Here is a 20,801-nt window from a genome sequence, read left to right as displayed (position 1 = left end):
TAGGGACCTCCTGTGTTTGCCCCCTAACGACCCGTCAATATTTTTTCTCTGAGCAGCTTCTCCAGTCTGGCTTTTACGATACCCCAAAATTCTACCTGTGGTCGCCATGTATCGCTTGGAAAGAATGTTCCACTGGGATCGCGAAACAAGGTTTTATATTCGCCGCGAACCTCTTTTGCTTCTTCCAGACCTTCAAAGGATTCTTCCCCGTCTTCAGATTCGTATGAATCGTCCGGTAAGGCTTTTTTACTTTTAAGTTTGGCTTGCGCGTCCCATTTATATACCTGTTCATCTGCAAATCGCTTGACCAACAAACCTTTACCCAGACGTTTTTCGTATTTTGGAACAAATGCAACGTTACCCTCGTATTCAACAGCCTGGCAAACAATTCGAAATATCTCTTGGTTTCGCGTCCAAAACCTCCTCTGAAGATTTTGAGCCGCATTAATATCCGCATGAATCAAAATGACATCTTGACTATTTGGTCCAGACAATGTGACAAACAGTTCTCCGCCCTGCATCGGAACGATGTCTCCTGGCTGAAGGTACTGAAACTGCTCTTCTTTTAAGAAATTTTTTCGAAGAAGCTGGTCTTTAAACAACGGGTTGTTGATATCTTTTTCCGTGACTACATGGCAACGAATGCCTGGAGCACCGGTTCGTGCATGAAAACGGGATGAAAATTCCGACCTGACATCCCCCACCTGTAACCCAAATGGTTCACCTTGCATCCACGTGTGTCTGGGGATACTGCGATGTGCCCATTTCATCAACAGAGAGTTTTCCATGCGTGAACGATCCTGTTTCATTCGATACCTGCTCAGGTCTTCAAACAAGATGATCTGACAGGCGGGATAGCTGGCTACCCATTTTGCATGTTTGTCCACATACTTGTAGCCAAGTGCTGTCATTACGATTAAATTAGCCATTTGCTTCAAACGGTTATCTTTCACCTCTTGTATGTGAGTCAGTAAACCCTGTGCAAATTGCTCCTTCTCTTGAAGATGATTTTTTTCCTGAGGCCTTCTACTCCGCTTGCTCCAAGAAATTAGCATGCGACGCAGACTTTCCAGTTCCTCTATATTCCACATGGACAAACCTGCTAGGTTTCTCCTGCCGGGACCAAAAGACTTTTTCCACTTGGTTAAAGCAGCACCCACCAATCTTTCCAGTTCCCGATATGTCTTTTCTATTTGCTCGGTCCAAACATCAGGATCTGCCGTCACCCTTTGAAGCAATTCGCGTAACACTGGAATTAGCTGATCTCGCTCAACTTGAGTTACGTTTTCATTCTGCCATAGTGCTTGCTCCAAATCAGTCACGGCTTTCAGGCGTTCCGCTTCTGTTTCCCTGCTATGGAGCCTCTGGATATTGCTCAGCATTCTGATTAACTGTCGTACCCCGTAGCGCTGATTTGTTCTCAGCTCGCGTGCCTCCCGGATACGCTTATCCGGCTTTTCGCCGGGGAGGTTCACCAGTAAACTTCTGCAATGCACTGCATACAGATCGTTATCTGGCAGGCGAAAGCATAATTTGCTGGAATCCGTTGGTCTTTCTGTAGCAATCTCAAAAATAGATACTGCCGCCGAAGAGCGAATGCCCATGTCCACTGTCATGATCCGCATTCCGGCAGAAAGTGATTCTATCCCCTTCTTTTGTTCTGTGGAGAGGATTTGGGCATCCAAGGTCTCTTTCCACCAATTTTCCAGTTCCGACGGCTTGTACTCGATTACTTTTGGCCACTCTTTGGGCAATACCTTTAAAACCTGTCCCAAAGGAGTTTGCAATCTACCATTCTTTAACGGCTGGAACGGTTCAATATCTACCGTGACATTAAGAAAAACAGAGCCAATTTCCCCTAGGGCTACCTTATCCCGATTCTTTTCCAGATGCTTTCTATCAAACTGAATCTTCGCTCCACCCAAATAACCATGAAGTGGTATATTGGCGGGTTTCCCGCTGTGTACACTGTAATCATAAAAAATGATCTCTTGTTTTCCTTTTGTATGGTCCTGAATTCTTACTTGACGATAAAACTGCTTGGACAGAGCGATCTCCACTTCTACGTCAGCTTGCTCTTCCCAGCCTTGATCGGAAGGCATAATCAGACTGCTAAATGTCACGGTTTGACGTGAACGGCTTTTCCTGCTTTCCTGCCACAGATCATAATCATGCAAGTTTCCCCCTCTCGCATCAAACCGAATCCACAGGGGATGATTCACGGGATCTGGAAGTGTAAATGTTGCTTGTTCCTTTACCTGAGCCAAACGCCTCTTCAACTCATTATACGTCTGGAAGAGAAACAATCGGTCCTGGTGATCACGCCAAATCCAGTGATTCTCAGGTCTGGCAAGGAAACGAAAGAGTATCGGGTCTCCAAACTCTTTCGGCATACTGCTCTGTACCTCGGCTATTATCGCTATGAAGTCCTCTTCACTTGCATTTTTATCAAGTTTTCCCCATTTTTCGGAAAGCTGTTTCCAGCCTCTGATCTGTCTTTTGGTGATCATGAAGTCGGTAACGGGCGCTTCTGCTACCTGGGCCAGTTCTTTCGCTCTTGCCAATTCGTATTGTTTTAGCGGTTCCATCCATTCATCCGCATCTATCAGATAATTCTGTTCAAACCGTACTGCTTTTTGCAGCAGTTCATCACGTTCATCTTTCAAACGCAGATTCCAGGACTCCCAAGAGAGGAGACGCTCGATAGCCTGTTGAAACATGTCCCGATCCCACGTTCGTACATACTGGTTTTCTTTTAAAGGGAGCCACTGTATTTCCTTTTGTTCGTTTGTGAATAATGGGAAGAGGGGCTTGAGGCCATACTCTCTCAACTTTTGCATCAATCTTGCAGTCGGATCGGACTCTTTGCGTTTTTTTGCTTTTTCGTAGTCTTGCTCCCACGATGGGTCACCAGCTTCTTGCTTCAACAACCAGCCCGGCTTTCTGCCCGCTTTCGATTCCCCTTCACCTCCCTTGCTTTTTGGATCGACAAGGGGGCTCAGATACTTGCGGCTCAAGACTTGAGCATCACCGCTCTGCCTTACAGATGAAGGGACGATACACTCGTATAATTCACGCAAGACGGTAAAAACCTCTTCAGGGATGTTTGACGAATCTCCCACATAACCATTTTGTTGCTGTTGTCTCTTTAACCTCAAGATCAGTTCCAGGCGTAATTCTTCTTTGGAGCGTAATCCGATGGATTCCTGACGGAGCAAGGTAAGCCATTCCATGTAATAGGCTATCCCGGCATTCATCATCTCATGTGTTTTCCATAGCCCTTTTCTTATGGAAAGTGCGTTTGAACCGGACTTTGTCTTCAGCTTGAGTTTCATGCTTTTTATTGCCATAAGGGACTCCCTGCCTTTCTTAGTTCGTTTATTTTCTAAATAAATTATTTAGCTGTTTCCATTATATCCAATTTTTTCTTTACCCTTAATAGTGTTATTAAGAAGGACCGCTCGGGAAGTGCCTCATAAGTCTGTTTAAGTGGTTAAGCGACTTTGCTATTTTCCTTTCTATCTAGCTCTTTTTTTCTTGGGAACGCCAACCTGCCAGACTCGCATACTCTTACCTTTCAAATAAAAAGAGACCCTTCCCTCCTGGAAAGGCCCCTTCGCGATCCGGTGTCAAACTCCGGTAAACTACCTTCGATGCCGCTTGCTGTTTCCTTCAGTTCGACTTCAAGCTTTTATCTACTCTATTTCAAACTTGCCTCTACTTCCTTCACCATTTCCTCTACGGAGATCAGCCCGCCGCCGGAGAGATACCAGAAGTCCGGATTGAGATACACGATATGTCCATCCTTGTATGCCTTTGTTTTGGAGACGAGCTCGTTTTCCACCACGTTCTTCGCGGAGGATTGTCCGCCGGCCACGACACCGCGGTCCACGACGAACAGGTAATCGGGATCTTTCTCCACGATGTATTCGAAAGAAATGCTTTGTCCATGCGTGGACACTTCGATATTCTTGTCTACCGGCGCAAAGCCAAACACGTCATGGAGGATGCCAAAGCGGGAGTTCGGTCCGTAGGCGCTCACCTTGCCGTCATTGGCCAGGATGATCAGCGCCTGTTTTCCGCTGGCAGAGGCTTTGTCATGCAGCTGCTTGATCTCCTCGTTAATCTTGGCCAAAGCCTGGTCGACTTCGGCTTCCTTGCCAAAAATCTGTCCGATGATTTTTGTATTTTCCGTAAACGAGTCCATGTACCGTGCGGTGTCCACGCCCAAATAAATCGTCGGGGCAATTTTTTGGAACTCTTCGTACATCGCCGATTGGCGGCCGGAAATGATGATCAGATCCGGCTTGATCTCGTTGATTTTTTCAAAGTCGGGCTCTTTCAGGCTGCCCACATTGGCATACTTGTCGTCCTTGAACTTTTCCAGGTACTTCGGAATGCTGGTCTTCGGCAATGCGGCTACTTCCACGCCCAGCTTTTCCAGTGTATCCAGCGTACCAAAGTCAAACACCACGACCTTTTGCGGGTTTTTCTTTACCTTTGTCTCGCCCAGCTCGTGCTTGATCGTCAATTCCTCGGCCGCTGCCGGGGTCTGCGCACCCTGCGGGGCTTCCGCTTGGGGCTGCCCTGCGGAAGCATTGGTTCCCCCGGTCGTGCTGGAACTGGAAGAGCCGCACGCTGCCGCAAAGACAGCCAGGACGGCGATCATGAATAACAAAGCCAACTTCTTCATGGTTTCACCTCATAAGAGAATGTTTTATCTTGCATCGACGGCCGCCCGAAAAGAGATATCTCCCGGTCAACCATCGAATCGATGCCGCTAAGCCAATTCCTTTGCGTCAGGAAAAGTAAATGCAAATCTTGTTGTCATCGATGTGCTGGATCGGGATGTCCATGTCGTAGACCTCTTTCAAGACGGGGGATGTGATAATCTCATCGGTCGTCCCCATTTTGACCACCTTCCCGTCCTTCAGCGCCACGATCACATCGGAATAGCAGGAAGCGAAATTAATGTCGTGGATGACGATCACCACCGTCTTCCCCAGGTCGTCGACCAGCTTGCGCAGGATCTTCATGATCTGCACGGAATGCTTCATGTCCAGATTGTTCAGCGGCTCATCGAGCAGGATGTATTCGGTATCCTGGGCGATGACCATGGCGATGAAAGCGCGCTGCTTTTGTCCGCCGCTGAGCTGGTCCAGATATTTGTCCTGCATGCTTTCCAGTTCCATGTAGTGGATGGCCTTCTGGATATGCTTCTCATCCAGGTCCGTCAGCCTCCCCTGCGAGTAGGGAAAGCGGCCAAAGGAAACCAGCTCGCGCACGGTGAGCCGCAGACTGATGTGGTTGGACTGCTTGAGGATGGAGATCTTCTTGGCCAGGTCCGTGCTTTTGCAGCGGCTGATTTCCACGCCATCGATGTAGATCTCGCCCGCATCCTTGCCGATCAGGCGGCTGATCATCGACAGCAAGGTGCTTTTGCCCGCCCCATTGGGACCGATAAAGGAGGTGATTTTCCCTTTGGGGATGGTCATCGTGACATCCTCCACCACTGTTTTAGGGCCGTAGGCTTTGGACACATGTTTTACCTCTACCATGATTTCCTCTCCTTCAGCAGCAGATAGAGAAAGTAGATGCCGCCGACAAAATTGATGATCACGCTCAGCGTCGTGGAAAAGGTGAACACTCTTTCGACGATCAGTTGTCCTCCGACCAGTGCGATGACGCTGATCAGCACGGAAGCCGGGATCAGGTACGCGTGCCGGTAGGTTTTCATGAACTCGTAGGTGACGTTGACGACGAGCAGGCCGAGGAAGGTAATCGGGCCGACCAGTGCCGTCGCGATGGAGATCAGGATCGCTACCCCGACGAGCAGCTTTTTGACGACATCATCGTAATCAATGCCCAGATTCACCGCCTGCTCCCGCCCCAGCGAGAGGACGTCCAGATACTTGGTAAACCGCCAAACATACGCAAATACCAGCACCAGCAAAATTCCGGCTATGCCGAGCAGCTTGGTATTGATGTTGTTGAAGCTGGCGAACATTTTGTCCTGAACGGCCTGAAATTCATTGGGATCGATCAGCACCTGCCAGAATGTCGCCAGGCTTTGAAACAACGTCCCAAAGATGATGCCGATCAAGAGCAAATAGTAAATATTCTGCTGATCCCGCTTAAACAGAATCTTGTACAGAAGGGCCGAGAAGAGCACCATCAGCGCTACACACAAGAGAAAATTGAGATTGCTGTCGATCATCATGCGGGCATTCGAGCCGAACAGAAAAATCACGAAGGTCTGAATCATCAAGTACAGTGAATCCAATCCCATGATGCTCGGGGTCAGTATGCGGTTATTCGTAATCGTCTGAAACACCAGGGTGGCATACGCGATGGCCCCTCCCGTCAGGATGATGGCCAGCACCTTCTTCCCCCGCAGGAGCAGGATGTAGTCCCAATTGCCGCCCGCTTTGATCGTCATAAAAATTGCCACCAAGATGAGTGCCAAAAGCGCCAGTATGCTTGTTTTTGTCCTATATGCCATATGCCTTTCTCCTCATCAGCAAGTAAGCAAAGATGCCGCTGCCGAGCACTCCAACGGTCAAACTAATGGAGATTTCGTACGGGTAGATGACGATCCGCCCCAATATATCGCAGAACAGGACGAAGACAGCTCCGAGTAGGGCTGTATGCGGCAGGCTGCTTTTCAGGTGGTCGCCCCGGTAGATGCTCACAATGTTCGGGATAATCAGACCGAGAAAAGGAATCATCCCGACGGTCAGCACCACGGAAGAAGTCATCAGCGCCACGAGAATCAGACCGATATGCAGCACCTGTTTGTACGGGAGGCCGAGGTTTTTGGAAAAATCCTCGCCCATGCCGGCGATCGTAAACTTGTTGGCGTACAGGTACGCGATGATCAAGAGCGGGATGCTGATGTACAGAAGCTCGTAGCGGCCTTTCATGATCATGGAGAAATCGCCCTGGAGCCAGGCCGACATATTTTGGATGAGATCGTATTTGTACGCGATAAAGGTAGCCAGCGAGCTGATGATATTGCCAAACATCAAGCCCACCAGCGGAATGAAAATCGTATCCTTGAACTTGATTTTGTCGAGAATCTTCATGAACGCAAACGTCCCCAAAAGGGCAAACGCGAAGGAGACCAGCATTTTGACCAAGGGACTGGCAGTGGTGTACAGCATCAGCGTTACCAGTATGCCCAGCCGGGCAGAATCCAGCGTCCCTGCCGTGGTGGGCGAGACGAATTTGTTGCGGCTCAGCTGCTGCATGATCAGACCGCAGATGCTCATGCTGACCCCCGCGATGATGATGCTGATCAAGCGCGGCAGCCTGCTCACCAGCAAAATCTCCACCTGATCGTCCGTCAGACTCAGCAGATCCAGCGAAAGCCCGCAGGCAAAGGCTGCGGGCTCGATCAAGCAATGTTAGGGCAGTCCGGGAAACCCAAAACCGCACGATTTGTTTACCTATTCACGCATAGGAATACACGATCTCATCGCGATCCTTCCGATAATCCACCGTCATCTCTTTGCCATCCAGATACCAGAGCTCATCTTCCACGATGTAAAAGGTAATGCCCCCCGCTACTGTAGACAGCCCGATGCTGTCCGGCATCTCGCGGGTAAAGCCCATGGAGTAGGAGTCCTGGATCGTGCTGCTGCCGCCGTAACGGGCAAAAAAGCGGACATAGTCCCCGGGTTGGAAGCCGCATTCTTCCTGAAACCAGGCGAGTGCAGCGGGTGTAACTGTCATGTTCATGTGAGAATGCCTCCTTCGGCAAAACCAGCAAGTGAGGGATACAGGAAAAGAGAGGGCTGCTTCTCCGGACAAATGGCACCTGGGAGACAAGTGGACGTACCCAAGGTAAAAGTCGCCATCTGCTGCGGGGAAGCAGCCTGAATCAAAGTATGCTCTACCTGTAGTATAAGGAACTTAACAGACTAATTCAATCATTTAGTTTGCAAATGTGCAGCCGATTCTTTTTCCACGGGGAACCAGCCTTCCACCGTCATCATCCGCTCCCAGAGCGGACCCGGGATCTCCAGCCGCTCTTGGGCGTCCGGTCTCACCGTCGTGGCGATCTCCTGCTCTCTTCCCTCCTGCACTTTTTCCACCCACTCCGGTTCGATGATGATGCCGCGCCCCAGCGCGATCAGGGGGACGCCTGTCTCGATGGCTGCCCGCGCATCATCGGCCGTGTAGATGGAGCCTACCCCCATCAAAGCCGTGCGTCCGGCGAGACGCTCCTGAATCTGCTCGATCCGGGTGCGGTTCGGATCGGCGCCCCGTCTCGGTTTGGACCAGAAATGCTGGAGCGATACATGGAGGTAGTCCAGCTCTTTCTCCGCCAGCGCATCTACCAGGACAAAGGTATCCTCCATCGTAATGCCATCCGGGTAGGGTTCTTCCGGGGAAAAGCGGTACCCGATGAGGAAGGGGCGTTCCGCGTGCTTGGCGACCACCCGTTTTACCTCGTCCACGACGGCCAGCGGAAAGGCGAGACGCTTTTCTCGCGATCCTCCCCAGCGATCCGTGCGGCGGTTGGTATAGGCCGAGTAGAATTGCTGCAGCAGGTAAAAGTTGGCGCCGTGAATCTCCACTCCGTCGAAGCCGGCCTCAATCGCGCGGCGCGTGGTCTCCCCAAATCCGCGGATGATCTCCTCGATCTCTTCTTCTTCCAGAGCGCGCGGCACTACGCCTGTGTCGGGATTGTCCGAGACGGCACTGGCACTGACGACGTCTCCGCCGGGAACCAGTTCGGGCGGGGCCATCCGTCCGGCGTGGAATATTTGCAGCACGGCTTGTGCGCCTTTTTCTTTGATCGTCGATGCGACCCGCCTCATGCTGGGAATCATCTCATCGCTCGTACCGGAAAATTGGCCGGGGAAGCCCTTGCCGTTTTCCGTAACATAGATGCAAGCGGTAATCACCATGCCTACGCCCTTTGCGCGGCGGGCATAATAGCGGATCTCCGCGTCGGACACCGTCCCGTCATCATGGGAAGAATAATTGGTCAACGGCGCCATGACGACGCGGTTTTTCAGCGTGATGCCGCTTCGCAGGGGGTATGGTTCAAATAGCGGTGCATATTTTTCGTTCATAGCAGCTCTCTCCTTGTTTTCTTTACATAGGCTGTCCGGATGGCAGGATCTTTACCCCTGGGCGATTTCGGCGATGATTTCGTATGAGCGCAGGCGGGCCTGATGATCATAGACCGCTCCGTTGATGATCAGCTCGTCAGCCTGCGTCTCGTCCAGAAATGCCTGGAGCTGTTCCTTCACTTGGGCCGGGTCGCCGACGATGGTCGCCTTCAACTGCGCCTCGATGCTGGCCTTCTCATAATCGGCCCACAGATCCTCCATGCTGTCCACGGGCGGCTGCAGCTTCTGCGGCTTGCCTCGGATCAGGCTGAGAAAGCTCTGCTGCTGCGAAGTAGAGAGCCGTCTCGCCTCCGCTTCGTCGTCCGCCGCGATCACGTTGATCCCGACCATTGCATGCGGCTTATCCAGCACCTCGGACGGGCGGAAGACACTGCGGTACAGCCGGAGTGCCGGGAGGATGTGGTCCGGTGAAAACTGACCGGCAAAGGCGAACGGGAGCCCCAGCATCCCCGCCAGCTGTGCGTTAAACAGACTGGAGCCGAGCAGCCAGATCGGAATGTTTAAACCCTCGCCCGGAAAGGCGCGCACGCGCGGCATCTCCGCTCCGTCAGTAGGCGGCTGGAAATAGCGGCGCAGCTCGGCCAAAAGCTCCGGAAAATCCTCCCCGCTGCTCCTGTTTTCACGCCTAAGAGCGCGGGCAGTCGGCTGGTCCGTACCCGGCGCCCGTCCCAGCCCCAGATCGATTCGCCCGGGATACAGGGATTCCAGGGTGCCGAACTGCTCCGCGATTACCAACGGGGAGTGGTTGGGGAGCATGATGCCGCCCGATCCTACCCTGATGCTGGAAGTTCCCGCGGCCACATAGCCGATGACCACGGAGGTAGCCGAACTGGCAATCCCCGGCATATTGTGGTGCTCCGCCAGCCAGTACCGGTGGTATCCCCATTTTTCCGCATGTTGAGCCAGATCCAGCGTATTGCGGAAGGAATCTGCCGGCGTCCCTCCCTCCAATACGGGGACCAGGTCCAGAATGGAAAGCGGAGTTTCGCTCAGTTTTTTCGGCTGTTTTGTCTCCTCGCTGCCTCCGTCGGTTTGATGGTTGCTGCTGCTTTTGTTATCGTTCCAATCCGCCAACACTGTTCATCCTTTCTCGGTAGGAAATGATGGGATCCCCCACCACAAAATATACATATCGGGATATTTAGATTTATAGATATGAAGAAATCGCATATACATGGCTCGGCGGTCTTCCAAACAGGTTTCCGATGCGAAAAACCCCGTCCATGTATATCACTATGCCCTACTTCCGGTGGAGCAATCCTTGTTCCTGCGGCTTGGCCGCCGGCTCTCTACAGCTCCTGGCCGATATAGCGGGACAGTTCTTGCAGCGTTTTTTCATTTCTCTTGTAATAGGTCCATTGCCCGTAGCGGTACACTTCCAGCAAGCCCGCCCGCTGGAGCGTCAACAGGTACTGAGAAACAGTCGATTGCGATAAGCCGGCCTTCTCCTGAATATGGCTTACACACACCCCGATTTTGCGGCAGTCTCCTCCTTCTTGCGGGGGAAAGTGTTTCTCCGGGTCCTTGAGCCAATCGAGAATTTGCAAACGCGTTTCATTGGACAACGCTTTAAAAATCAAGAGGGGATCCATGCGGTTTATTATATCGTGAAATTGCGATATGTCAATGAATCAAGGTTCGCGCACGTCGAGCAGCACTTTCCCGGTGCTCTGCCTGCTCTCCACCCAGTCATGGGCCTTTGCCGCTTCTGCCAGCGGAAAATGCTTGCCGATCTTCATCTTCAGCCGGCCGTCAGCCAGGTATGGCAGGACATGCCTAGCCGTCTCCCGCAACAGATGCGGCCGTTTGCTGCGGGTGGTCCCGAGACTGAATCCGAGAACCGAGCGGCAGCTGGCATGCAGGTCGATCGTCTTGATCTGTCCGATTTGGCCGCCGGCATTGCCAAAGTGGACGAGGCGTCCGTAGGGAGCCAGACATTCTATGCTTTTTTCCGTGACCGTGCCCGCGATCGAGTCCAGAATGACATGGGCTCCTTCTCCGTCTGTCCATTCCTTCACCTTTTCGGCAAAGTCCTCTGTATCTGTCGCAATGACGCAGTCGGCCCCGGCCTCCAGCGCAATCTCCGCCTTGCTGCGGCTGCCTACCGTGCCGATGACCCGTCCAGCGCCGAGCAGCTTGGCCAGTTGGGTCGCTGTGGTCCCGATGCCGCCGGCAGCCGCGTGGATCAAGACGGTCTCTCCCGGCTCCAGCCGGGCTACGTCAGCCAGCAGCCGGTATGACGTAAACGATACGATCGGACAAGCCGCCGCCGTGTCCCAATCGAGCTCATCCGGCAGGGCAAACGTGAGCATTTCATCCGCCACGATGTACTCGGCATAGGAGCCGTTATGCGGAAAGGCCATAACCCGCTGCCCTACCTGGACAGCCTCCACTTCCTCGCCCACGCGCTCGACGATCCCGACTGCATCCAATCCGGGGATAAACGGGAGCTTGCCGCCGCCCTTTTTGCCGTAGCGCGCTTTGATGTCGGCAAAATTGACGCTCGTTTTCACGACCCGAATCAATACCTGTTTGGGACCGCAAGCAGGCATCTCCACATCAGAATAAACCATTCCTTCTGTCCCGCCAAAAGCGGTTACGAGCACTGCCTTCATATCTCTGCCCCCTTTTCTTTTTGCACTCTTTTTCCATCTCCCTTTTCTTTTCCGTAAGCGCCCCCTCTCTTCCTTCCGGGCGAGCACATTGTCTCCTCTTTTTCGGGACCGGTCTGATTCGTGGAAGTGACGGCATTGGTTATACGAAGCGCGAGCGAACCAGAAAAGGAGGATGGATGGATCATGCCGGCGACAGGGTCATCGCACCGCCCCCCTCCAGTCCGATCATCGGAATTCGCACCAATCTCGATGTGGATCATGAGGAGCTGTACGAGAAGATGAACGAGGAGACCGCCAAACGAACCAATCTGCCCACTTGAAAAAGAAAAAGGCTGCCCGCGGTCGTCAGCCCTTTTTTTGTCTTCAGTGCTTCTGATTTTTCGTCTGGTTCCACTGCTTGATCTGTTCGATGATCTCCCGGATTTGCGCCTTGGCTTCCTGATGATCCGGCTCGCTGCTCCAATGCTGGATCAGCGGAGGCATCACTTTGGACATGTGGGCGTACAGGCACCAGACCTTCACCATTTCTACACGCTCGGGGGTAGCCTCCCCCGTCAACAGCTCCGTAAACTTATATACCAATTCCTCCAGCTCTGGAACCAGAGCGTCCTTCTTTGTCTCCATGCAGACAACCTCACTTTCCGGGCCTCTACCTATTGTGACCCGCCAGATGTTCTCTACATGTATTCGTATCTTGGCCCGTTTCTCCTGCTTCGTCTACTTTCCCTGCCTGTCTGCTAGTCTGCGATTCTCCTTGGCCAGCCGGACCGTAAACACCGTGCCTTCCCCCAGCTTGCTTTCGACCTGCAGGCTGCCGCCCGCCACCTGCACAATTTTTTTGGCGATCGACAGGCCCAGGCCGCTGCCCGTGCTGTTCCGGTTGCGGGACTTGTCCCCTTTGTAAAAGCGTTCAAAGATGTGCTTGAGCTCCTCTTCCGAAATGCCCACCCCTGTATCCTTCACCGTCACCACGATGTCTCCGTCATAGCGAATGCCGACAAACAGGGAGCCGCCCGGTTCGGTAAATTTGATGCTGTTGCCAATCAGGTTGATCCATACCTGATTAAGCAGATGTTTATCCGCGTAAATCGTGGTCTCCGGCAGCTCCAGGTCGATTTCCAGGCCTTTTTCCCGCCACGATGGCTCCAGCATCAAAAGCACCTGGCGGATTTGTTCATCCAATCGATACCGGACAGGCTCGTAGAGGCTCGTCTCCTTTTCCAGCGAGGCCAGGGTCAGAAGCTGCTTGCTCAGCGCGGACAGCCGTCTGCTCTCCTGCTCAATGATGGCCAGATAGTTCTCCCGCTGCTTCTCGGACACTTCGCCCGAACGGATCGCCTGGGAAAATCCCTGGATCGACGCGAGCGGCGACTGGATCTCATGAGAGACGTTGGAGACGAATTCCTGCCGCATTTCCTCCAGCTGTTTAAGCGACTGCGCCATCTGTGCAAAGTTGACCGCCAGCACGCCGATCTCATCCTTGCGCGAGATGTCCAGCTCGATGTCATACTGCCCTCCGGCCAGCTCCTTCGTGGCCTTGGTCAAACGTTTAATTGGACGGACCAAATACCGGGTAAAGACGAGGATAAAGAGAATGCTGAGCAGGAAAGTGGCCGCCAGCAGCAGGGAAAACAGAATATGAACCTCTCCGAACTGCTGCTGGATATTGGGACGCACGAACAGGGCGTAGGTTTTCCCCTCCGCCCTCAGCGGCATCCCGATGCTGTTTTTTAGCGTATTTTCAAAAAAACCGGTCACAAACAGGCTGTGCTCTTCCTCCAATATCCCCCGGTAGATATCGCCTTTGAGCACCCTGTCCACGATCTTTTGATCAATCTCCTGCTCCCGAAACGGAGCGCCAAACAGCATGCCCTCCCCGCTGGCATCCATCAAGTAGAGCTGAAAGTTCAGATTGGCAATCCGCTTCAGGTACTCGCGCACATCCATCGATTCGTTCTGTTCATATAGGGAGATGATCTCCTGGCTGATTCGCGCAATTTTTTGCTCGTTATACGCCCGCAGGTTTTTCTGGTAGTAGGCATTGGCCAGCAAAAAGCCCAATGTCCCGCTGACGAACAGAATCGCGATAAAGGTGGCCACCAGCCTCACATAGAGCGATTTCACCGTCAGCGCACCTCCAGCTTATAGCCGAGGCCGCGTATGGTGGTAATCGTAAAGTCATCCGTTTTGCCCACGAATTTTTCACGCAGCCTTTTGATATGGACATCAATGGTGCGGCTATCCCCTTCGAAATCATCTCCCCAGATCAGCTCCAGGAGCTCCGCCCGGGTAAATGTCCGATCCGGAAAGCTGGCAAGCTGGGAGAGAAGCTCGAATTCTTTCAGCGGCAGATGAATCGTTTCCTCCCCCACTTTGACGACGTGGCTGATGCGGTCAATCACAGTCTGATGAAGGATGATGATCTGCTTGCTGACCATTTTATACCGGCGCAGCAAAGCCTTGATCCGGTACAACAGCTCCTGCGGCTCAAACGGCTTGGTCAAATAATCATCAGTGCCGGCCAAAAACCCCTTTTCCTTGTCTCTGACTTCCCCCTTGGCCGTCAGCAGAATAACCGGGATGTCGTAGTTTTCCCGAATCTCCCGGCACAACTCCCAACCGTTTTTCCCCGGCATCATCACATCGACCACAGCCAGATGAATCTGTTCCTGCTCCAGCAGCCTGGACGCCGTCACTCCATCTTGCGCTGCGACGAGCTGATAGCCCTCTTTGGTCAAATAGTAGCGGAGCAGCTCCCGAATATGCGGGTCGTCGTCTGCAACCAGAATGGTCGTCTTCATCCCTATCCCTCCGTCTACGTCAATCTCAGACTGACAATCAGCACGACAGCCGCAATCGCCGCAGCGCTGGTCACGGTAACCGCCGTGAGTCGTTTTATGATCGGGGCAAAGCGTGTTTCATTCTCCTCTTTCAACGCCTTGCGCATACTTCGTGCCAACCATGTTACTAAAATCACAAACAGGAGTGCAACCATGCCGCCCGCTTCCTCCATCAGCTTCAGCCAAAGCGGCTTGCTTTTCCCGATCATGCCGGCCGTGATCATCAGCCCGATCCCGGATGCGAGGACCGCCGCTGCCGCTGCCTGCAAAGTGGGCCACACCTTCCCTTTTGTCAAAACAGCCGCCAGCTTTTGCTGTTCACCCGGCACTCTCGCTCCGCGAAGCAAAAGCATGAGTATCACCAAAGCGCCAAACCAGACGGACAAACCTGCAATATGCGTAAAATAAAGACCTGCGTACATGTGATTATCCCCTCTTCCTTTAAAAATGGTGGACAGACAAGCATGGAGCACCTCGGGCTGCACGGCAACCGAGACGATCACTCCGCAAACAATATAACGAACCACGATGAACAATAGATGAACAAAGCGTGACAAAAAAACTTTTATTGTCACCATGTTTGAAATCCCAAAATGTAAGGAAAGGGAAAGATTAGACAGATAGAGGAGGAATTTGCAGGTGGAACTGCCCGCAGCGAAAAGTCGCGACGAGATCGGGACGCTGGTCAGCGGATTCCACACCTCCTCGGTGCAAGCGGGAGAGGGAAATGAGTCACTGAAGCAGGTCGTCGGACAGATGGAAAAGATCCAGGGAACCGTCGAACATTCTCATCTGATGATCTCCAGGCTGACCGAACGTTCCGAGCAAATCGGCGACATTATCGATGTCATCCAGGGCATCGCCAATCAAACCAATCTGCTGGCGCTCAATGCCGCTATCGAAGCGGCCCGCGCTGGTGAGCAGGGGCGCGGTTTTGCGGTTGTCGCAGGCGAGGTGCAAAAGCTGGCAGAGCAATCCACCCGATCCGCCAAGCAAATCGCCGCTCTGATCATCGAAATTCAGGGAGATACGCAAGGCTCGGTCACCTCCATGAAGCAGGTGCAGGACGAGGTGCGCTTCGGACTGGACATCGTCCACGCCACAGAGGAGAAATTCGCCAACATCCTGCATACCTTGCGGGAGGTTGCCCACCAGGTACGGGATGTTGCCCACCAGGTACAGGATGTTGCACAGACGACGACCGTCCTGTCCGCAAGCAGCCAGGACATTGCTTCATCCGTAGAGGCCATCGATGAGATCGCCAAAACCTCGTCTGCCTACTCGCAGAGCGTCGCTTCGGCCGGCGAGGAACAGCTCGCCTCCATGGAAGAGGTCACCTCGTCCGCCGCTTCGCTTTCCCGGCTTGCCGACGAGATGCAGCAGCTCGTCTCAAAATTTAAGCTATAGGCACTTCATGATGGTCGCTCGAAATTGAAAAAAAGCGGGAGATGTCCTGCCGTTATCCCCGGATCCATTCGCGGTCCGGTTCGGCTGGCATCCCCCGCTTCTGCATCATGTTGGCCGGGCGGACGAATATGAAATGCGACCCGGCTGTATCTGATATCCCCACTATCTAGGCCAAGCCTTGGTTACGACCCGAAGATGCGGCGTTTTCCGTGCAAAGCGCGGAAAGAGTGTCGTCCGGAGATACGAAACGACCCAATAGTCTCCGCCCAAACGACCCGCATTAAAGCCCGCTGCCAGAATGATGCCCCCGAGCAGGATCATCCACGGATTCGAAGATACGGTACCCGCAAACAGGAACATGAAGTTCATCACCAATCCGAAGAACGTGGCGGCCGTCGTCAATATTCCGAGCAGCAGGCCCAGGCCGACCAGGAATTCGCCCCATGGAATCATCAGGTTGATCAGCTCGACATTGGGCAAAGCGAAGCTTTTCAAAAAACCGACGAAATTGGGGTACATCAGGCTCCCCGTCCCGCTCTCCATCACCGGTTTGTTGATGGCATTGGATAAATATTGGGTCGCATCAAAACCGGACGTTACTTTATGCCAACCGGCTGTCAACCATGCCCACCCGAGATACACACGAATCAAGGCTAACGCGCCGCTCGCATAGATATTCGATCGAAGCCAGTCCATCATCGCAATCTACTCCCTCGTTGATCAGTTTTCATGCTTTCATTGTACGAGAGAGCGAGGGTGCAGTAACTCAGGGAGCTCCCTGAATCGTGGAGGAGAAAACCCTGATCATTGCGTAGTGTCGTAACCCGAGGCTCTTAATACACGGTGTACGTTTGCCCGGTTTGACTGCCTTCGACGCTTTTCCGGTAGGCCTGCACGACCCTCCTGGCAGGCACGGGCTCAAAGCCGGGAAAATAGGGACCGTATGTAGATATCGATTCCTCCAGCAGGGTCGGGCTTACATGGTTAATTCTGATCCCGCGAGGCATTTCAATAGCTGCCGATTGGACAAAAGCCCTGACAGCGCCGCCGGCCATAGCCGCTGAAGCCCCCCCTTTGATCGGATCATCCATGACGATCCCGCTCGTCAACGTAAAACTTCCGTGATCGTTGACATGATGCATGCCGAGCAGGACGAGATTAATCTGTCCTTTTAATTTGCTCAAAATCGCAATCTCATTAAGCTCCGGCGTCAGCTCCAAAAGCGAACCGAAGTGTGCATCCCCTGCTGTATTAATTACAGCATCCACCTTACCCGCCCTCTGATACATGGCGGATATGCTTTCAGGGGAGCGAATGTCCACTGTGAGATCTGCTCCGTTTCGCCCCGCAGTGATGATTTCATGCCGAGATGCCAGATCGTTATGTACCGCACTGCCAATCGTACCGAACGCGCCTACGATGAGAATTTTCATTAGTTGCCCTCCCACTCTTGTTCTTCTTCGTAACGATAATACCATACCCCCCTACTGTATACAAGAGAATTTGCCGAATCGCATCTTTTCCCATCGCTGAGGGCAAAAAGCCGGAGGAAAATCAGGGATATCCCCCGCGTTTCCTCCGGCTTGCGATTTACAGCCAAAACTTTGGATAGTGCCTGTCCTTGTCCAGATTGTTCACGATCTAGCTACGCCTTGATAACGGTTACAATTCCGCTGCCTCTGCCTGCGCCATCAACTCCGCCTGCTGCAGCACCAAATCGATCGCCATTTGCTCCAGGTCCGGTGGATAGCCGTACTTTTTCAGCAGCTTCTTCACCGTAACCCTCATTTGCGCACGCACATTTTCTCGCAGCGTCCAGTCGACCTTGATGTTCTTCTTGATTGCCAGGGTCAGCTCATGAGCGATCTGCTTCAACATGATATCGCCCATCAATTCTTTCGCCGATTCATTGGATGACAGTGCGTCATAGAAGGCCAGTTCTTCCTTGATCAAACCGAGATCTTCGCCGCGTTTCATGGCAGCATTCATGTCCTTGGCCATCTGGATAAGTTCTTCGATGATCTGTGTGGTTTCGATTGTACGGTTATTGTATTTGCGGACGGCTTCTTCGAGCATCTCAGAAAACTTCCGGGACTGAACCAGACTTGTCCGCGATACCGCCTTCACTTTGCCCTGTAGCAGCCTCCGCAGCAACTCGACCGCCAGGTTCTTCTGTTTCAAGCCGCGGACATGCTCCAAAAATTCATCCGACAAAATCGCGATGTTCGGTTTTTGCAGACCGACCGCTTCTAGAATATCGACCACTTCATCGGAAACGATAGACTTGGAGATCAGCTGGTTCAACTCGGCATCCAGTTCGTTTGTGGTTTTCTTTTTGTTCTCCGTGGTAATCAGTTTGACAATTCCCGATTTCACCGCTTTGAAAAAACTGATTTCCACATGGACTTGTTCTGCGGAGGCGGTGGTGGCACACAGGGAGTATGCTCTTGCCAGTTCGGTAGTCCAGTTGAGAAAATTCCGTTTTCGCTCATCACCCAGACCCAGAACATAGTCAACAGTCTCGACAATCGCCTTCATCCGTTCGGACGATTTTTCCGAGGCAAACTTGCTGTAGTCATACCCATGCAAGAGTTCGCGTATCAGTTGCAGTCTCTCCATCATGTAGTCAACGGCCTGATCTGTGTCGATGCCCGCCGTTTTGCGGTCGTTTTCGGTATATTGCTGCAGCGCTGATTTCAGCATGTCGGCAATTCCGATATAATCGACGATCAGCCCGCCCGGCTTGTCGCGGAACACCCGATTTACACGAGCAATCGCCTGCATCAGATTGTGCCCCTTCATCGGCTTGTCGATATACATGGTGTTCATGCTCGGCACGTCAAAGCCAGTCAGCCACATATCACGGACGATGACGATCTGCAGAGGGTCGTTCACATCCTTCATCCGTTTCGCCAGATGCTCCCGGCGGCGCTTATTGCCGATGTACGGTTGCCATTCCGCCGGGTCGCTGGAGCTTCCCGTCATGACAATTTTGATTTTTCCCTCGTTATCATCGTCGCTATGCCAGTCCGGCCGCAGTGCCACAATCGCCTTGTACATATCGATCGCGATCCGGCGTGACATGACGACGATCATCGCTTTGCCAAAACCGGCATTCTGCCGCTGTTCAAAATGGTCGACGACATCCCGGGCCACCTTTTTAACCCTTTTTTCCGCACCGGCCAATGCTTCCAGACGGGCCCAACGAGACTTCAACCGCTCCCGCTGCGTATACTCCTGATACTCCGTAATCTCCTCATACTCACTGTCGATGACCGGTTTTTCCGACTCCGCCAGCTCCAGGCGGGCAATTCGGCTTTCGTAGTAGATTTTGACCGTCGTTCCGTCTTCTACCGCACGGGTCATATCGTAGATGTCGATGTAGTCCCCGAAGACGGCAGGCGTATTTTTGTCCGTCAGCTCAACCGGTGTGCCCGTGAACCCGATATAGGACGCATTCGGTAATGCATCCCTCATATATTTGGCATAACCGTATTTGATCGCTGCTTCATCGTCACCGACAGCCATTTCCGCCTGAAAACCGTACTGGCTGCGATGAGCCTCGTCCGCGATCACGATGACGTTGCTGCGTTCCGTCAGTACCGGATACTTGTCTTCATTTTCATCAGGGGTGAACTTGTGTACCGTCGTAAAGATGATTCCGCCCGACTCCACCTTCAGGAGTTCTCGCAAATGACTGCGATTTTCCGCTTGCTGCGGCGTTTGCCGAAGCAGATCCTTCGATTTGCTGAACGTACCAAATAATTGATCATCCAGGTCATTGCGATCCGTCACCACCACGATCGTCGGGTTGTTCAGGGTCAAGACGAGCTTTCCGGCATAGAAGACCATGGACAGGCTTTTCCCCGATCCTTGCGTGTGCCAGATGACGCCGATTTTCCGGTCCCCTTCGTCCATCGTGGCTCGCAGCGTACTCGCAATTGCTTTATTGGTGGCATGGTATTGGTGGTACCCGGCCAGTATTTTGTAGAGTTGTTCCCCGTCGGTCTGAAACAGCACGAAATGCTTGATGATGTCGATCAGGCGGCTTTTTTCAAACATCCCTTTGATCAGCACTTCCAGTTGGGGCAGGGAGGAAGGCGCCACGTCTTCGCCATCGATGGTGCGCCACATCATAAACCGATCCTCGTTTGCCGTGAGCGTGCCGACCCGGGCATTCACGCCGTCGCTGATCACCAGGAAGGAATTATAGGTAAAGAGCGAGGGAATCGCGCTTTTATAGGTCTGTACCTGATTGTACGCTTCACTGATGCCGACTTCTTCGTTTGAAGCACTTTTCAGTTCCAGGACGGCGATCGGAAGACCGTTTACGAAAACAACCACATCCGGCCGCTTTTCTCCCTGATTCTCTATCACCGTAAACTGGTTGACCACGAGAAAGTCATTGTTATCAATACGATCCGGGTCTGTGTCGAACAACCAGACTTTTTCCGTTGGATACTCGCCGTTTGCTGCCTGGTACTGGACGTCGATCCCGTCGGTGATCATCTTTTGAAACGCTTTGTTATTGATCAAAAGGCTCGGGCTTCGCGGCACTTCGATGATGCGGATCGCTTCCTCAATCGCCTCGCGCGGCAAATGCTTATTGATGCGGAGCAGCGCATCCCGAAGGCGGTCTTTCAGGATGACTTCGTGGTAAGACTGCCGCTCGGGATATTCTCCTTCGGGTGAGATTTCAGGGCCGTACGCTTTGTCGTAGTTCAACTCCTCAAACCATTCCAGCGCGGCTTGTTCCAGGTCGCTTTCGGTGTAGGATGTGGTGTAGTAGGCCACGT

General features: G+C 52.7%; 19 protein-coding genes. 2 read left to right on the top strand and 17 right to left on the bottom strand.

Translation table 11 applies throughout. From position 1 onward, the window contains the following. Positions 1-23: 23 nt before the first annotated feature. The 10 genes from cas12b to JD108_RS01770 form a co-directional block, all read right to left on the bottom strand. Positions 24-3,350: a type V CRISPR-associated protein Cas12b gene (gene cas12b, locus JD108_RS01815; protein WP_198828319.1), complete on the bottom strand. Its 3,327-nt coding sequence runs from the start codon at positions 3,348-3,350 to the stop codon at positions 24-26. 350 nt (positions 3,351-3,700) lie between these two features. Beyond that, positions 3,701-4,693 carry a siderophore ABC transporter substrate-binding protein gene (locus JD108_RS01810; RefSeq protein ID WP_198828318.1) on the bottom strand — a complete coding sequence of 331 codons (993 nt, stop codon included), beginning with the start codon at positions 4,691-4,693 and terminating at the stop codon, positions 3,701-3,703. A 106-nt stretch (positions 4,694-4,799) separates the two neighbouring features. Then, on the bottom strand, positions 4,800-5,558 hold the full coding sequence (locus JD108_RS01805) for an iron ABC transporter ATP-binding protein (protein ID WP_198828317.1): 759 nt from the start codon (positions 5,556-5,558) through the stop codon (positions 4,800-4,802). Next, positions 5,552-6,502 (bottom strand): iron chelate uptake ABC transporter family permease subunit, encoded by a 951-nt coding sequence (locus JD108_RS01800; protein ID WP_198828316.1) that lies wholly within the window; start codon positions 6,500-6,502, stop codon positions 5,552-5,554. Before JD108_RS01800 ends, JD108_RS01805 begins: the two co-directional genes overlap by 7 nt. Beyond that, complete coding sequence (locus JD108_RS01795; RefSeq protein WP_323958396.1) at positions 6,492-7,400, bottom strand: ABC transporter permease; 909 nt, start codon at positions 7,398-7,400, stop codon at positions 6,492-6,494. The genes JD108_RS01800 and JD108_RS01795 overlap by 11 nt, the downstream gene beginning before the upstream one ends. Positions 7,401-7,452: 52 nt before the next feature. After that, positions 7,453-7,740 (bottom strand): HesB/YadR/YfhF family protein, encoded by a 288-nt coding sequence (locus JD108_RS01790; RefSeq protein ID WP_198828315.1) that lies wholly within the window; start codon positions 7,738-7,740, stop codon positions 7,453-7,455. Between the two features lie 191 nt (positions 7,741-7,931). Then, on the bottom strand, positions 7,932-9,083 hold the full coding sequence (locus tag JD108_RS01785; RefSeq protein WP_198828314.1) for an NADH-dependent flavin oxidoreductase: 1,152 nt from the start codon (positions 9,081-9,083) through the stop codon (positions 7,932-7,934). Between the two features lie 51 nt (positions 9,084-9,134). Next, positions 9,135-10,136, bottom strand: coding sequence for an LLM class flavin-dependent oxidoreductase (locus JD108_RS01780; RefSeq protein WP_228728391.1), 1,002 nt, complete (start codon positions 10,134-10,136; stop codon positions 9,135-9,137). Between the two features lie 296 nt (positions 10,137-10,432). Beyond that, the gene (locus JD108_RS01775; RefSeq protein WP_198828312.1) at positions 10,433-10,735 is read right to left on the bottom strand and encodes an ArsR/SmtB family transcription factor; all 303 of its coding nucleotides are present in this window, start codon (positions 10,733-10,735) and stop codon (positions 10,433-10,435) included. A gap of 39 nt (positions 10,736-10,774) precedes the next feature. After that, complete coding sequence (locus JD108_RS01770; protein WP_198828311.1) at positions 10,775-11,758, bottom strand: quinone oxidoreductase family protein; 984 nt, start codon at positions 11,756-11,758, stop codon at positions 10,775-10,777. A 176-nt stretch (positions 11,759-11,934) separates the two neighbouring features. Here JD108_RS01770 and JD108_RS01765 point away from each other — a divergent pair, with 176 nt between their 5' ends. Then, complete coding sequence (locus JD108_RS01765) at positions 11,935-12,078, top strand: hypothetical protein (protein ID WP_198828310.1); 144 nt, start codon at positions 11,935-11,937, stop codon at positions 12,076-12,078. Positions 12,079-12,121: 43 nt separating this feature from the next. Here the strand turns inward: JD108_RS01765 and JD108_RS01760 are convergent, their stop codons facing one another. The 4 genes from JD108_RS01760 to JD108_RS01745 form a co-directional block, all read right to left on the bottom strand. Then, positions 12,122-12,382, bottom strand: coding sequence for a DUF2573 family protein (locus JD108_RS01760; RefSeq protein WP_198828309.1), 261 nt, complete (start codon positions 12,380-12,382; stop codon positions 12,122-12,124). A 93-nt stretch (positions 12,383-12,475) separates the two neighbouring features. Next, positions 12,476-13,882, bottom strand: a complete 1,407-nt coding sequence (locus tag JD108_RS01755; protein WP_198828308.1) for a sensor histidine kinase — start codon at positions 13,880-13,882, stop codon at positions 12,476-12,478. Positions 13,883-13,884: 2 nt separating this feature from the next. Continuing rightward, positions 13,885-14,559: a response regulator transcription factor gene (locus JD108_RS01750; RefSeq protein ID WP_198828307.1), complete on the bottom strand. Its 675-nt coding sequence runs from the start codon at positions 14,557-14,559 to the stop codon at positions 13,885-13,887. A gap of 14 nt (positions 14,560-14,573) precedes the next feature. Next, the gene (locus JD108_RS01745) at positions 14,574-15,176 is read right to left on the bottom strand and encodes an FTR1 family protein (RefSeq protein ID WP_198828306.1); all 603 of its coding nucleotides are present in this window, start codon (positions 15,174-15,176) and stop codon (positions 14,574-14,576) included. Positions 15,177-15,237: 61 nt separating this feature from the next. Here JD108_RS01745 and JD108_RS01740 point away from each other — a divergent pair, with 61 nt between their 5' ends. Further along, on the top strand, positions 15,238-16,005 hold the full coding sequence (locus tag JD108_RS01740) for a methyl-accepting chemotaxis protein (RefSeq protein ID WP_198828305.1): 768 nt from the start codon (positions 15,238-15,240) through the stop codon (positions 16,003-16,005). A gap of 162 nt (positions 16,006-16,167) precedes the next feature. Here the strand turns inward: JD108_RS01740 and JD108_RS01735 are convergent, their stop codons facing one another. From JD108_RS01735 to JD108_RS01725, 3 genes are all read right to left on the bottom strand, one after another. Then, complete coding sequence (locus tag JD108_RS01735; RefSeq protein ID WP_198828304.1) at positions 16,168-16,704, bottom strand: DoxX family membrane protein; 537 nt, start codon at positions 16,702-16,704, stop codon at positions 16,168-16,170. 134 nt (positions 16,705-16,838) lie between these two features. Beyond that, on the bottom strand, positions 16,839-17,438 hold the full coding sequence (locus tag JD108_RS01730; RefSeq protein WP_198828303.1) for a short chain dehydrogenase: 600 nt from the start codon (positions 17,436-17,438) through the stop codon (positions 16,839-16,841). A gap of 229 nt (positions 17,439-17,667) precedes the next feature. Further along, complete coding sequence (locus JD108_RS01725) at positions 17,668-20,799, bottom strand: type I restriction endonuclease subunit R (protein WP_198828302.1); 3,132 nt, start codon at positions 20,797-20,799, stop codon at positions 17,668-17,670. Positions 20,800-20,801 lie beyond the last annotated feature (2 nt).

The sequence above is a fragment of the Brevibacillus composti genome (assembly GCF_016406105.1).
Taxonomy (GTDB): domain Bacteria; phylum Bacillota; class Bacilli; order Brevibacillales; family Brevibacillaceae; genus Brevibacillus; species Brevibacillus composti.
The sequence above is the reverse complement of the archived record's forward strand: the minus strand, read 5'-3'. Positions and strand labels throughout refer to the sequence as shown.

Coding starts and splice junctions, on each gene's coding strand:
- JD108_RS01765 (WP_198828310.1), top strand. CDS start 11,935: ATGGATCATGCCGGCGACAGGGTCATCGCACCGCCCCCCTCCAGTCCG.
- JD108_RS01800 (WP_198828316.1), bottom strand. CDS start 6,502: ATGGCATATAGGACAAAAACAAGCATACTGGCGCTTTTGGCACTCATC.
- JD108_RS01770 (WP_198828311.1), bottom strand. CDS start 11,758: ATGAAGGCAGTGCTCGTAACCGCTTTTGGCGGGACAGAAGGAATGGTT.
- JD108_RS01750 (WP_198828307.1), bottom strand. CDS start 14,559: ATGAAGACGACCATTCTGGTTGCAGACGACGACCCGCATATTCGGGAG.
- JD108_RS01775 (WP_198828312.1), bottom strand. CDS start 10,735: ATGGATCCCCTCTTGATTTTTAAAGCGTTGTCCAATGAAACGCGTTTG.
- JD108_RS01760 (WP_198828309.1), bottom strand. CDS start 12,382: ATGGAGACAAAGAAGGACGCTCTGGTTCCAGAGCTGGAGGAATTGGTA.
- JD108_RS01745 (WP_198828306.1), bottom strand. CDS start 15,176: ATGGTGACAATAAAAGTTTTTTTGTCACGCTTTGTTCATCTATTGTTC.
- JD108_RS01730 (WP_198828303.1), bottom strand. CDS start 17,438: ATGAAAATTCTCATCGTAGGCGCGTTCGGTACGATTGGCAGTGCGGTA.
- JD108_RS01810 (WP_198828318.1), bottom strand. CDS start 4,693: ATGAAGAAGTTGGCTTTGTTATTCATGATCGCCGTCCTGGCTGTCTTT.
- JD108_RS01790 (WP_198828315.1), bottom strand. CDS start 7,740: ATGAACATGACAGTTACACCCGCTGCACTCGCCTGGTTTCAGGAAGAA.
- JD108_RS01785 (WP_198828314.1), bottom strand. CDS start 9,083: ATGAACGAAAAATATGCACCGCTATTTGAACCATACCCCCTGCGAAGC.
- cas12b (WP_198828319.1), bottom strand. CDS start 3,350: ATGGCAATAAAAAGCATGAAACTCAAGCTGAAGACAAAGTCCGGTTCA.
- JD108_RS01735 (WP_198828304.1), bottom strand. CDS start 16,704: ATGATGGACTGGCTTCGATCGAATATCTATGCGAGCGGCGCGTTAGCC.
- JD108_RS01805 (WP_198828317.1), bottom strand. CDS start 5,558: ATGGTAGAGGTAAAACATGTGTCCAAAGCCTACGGCCCTAAAACAGTG.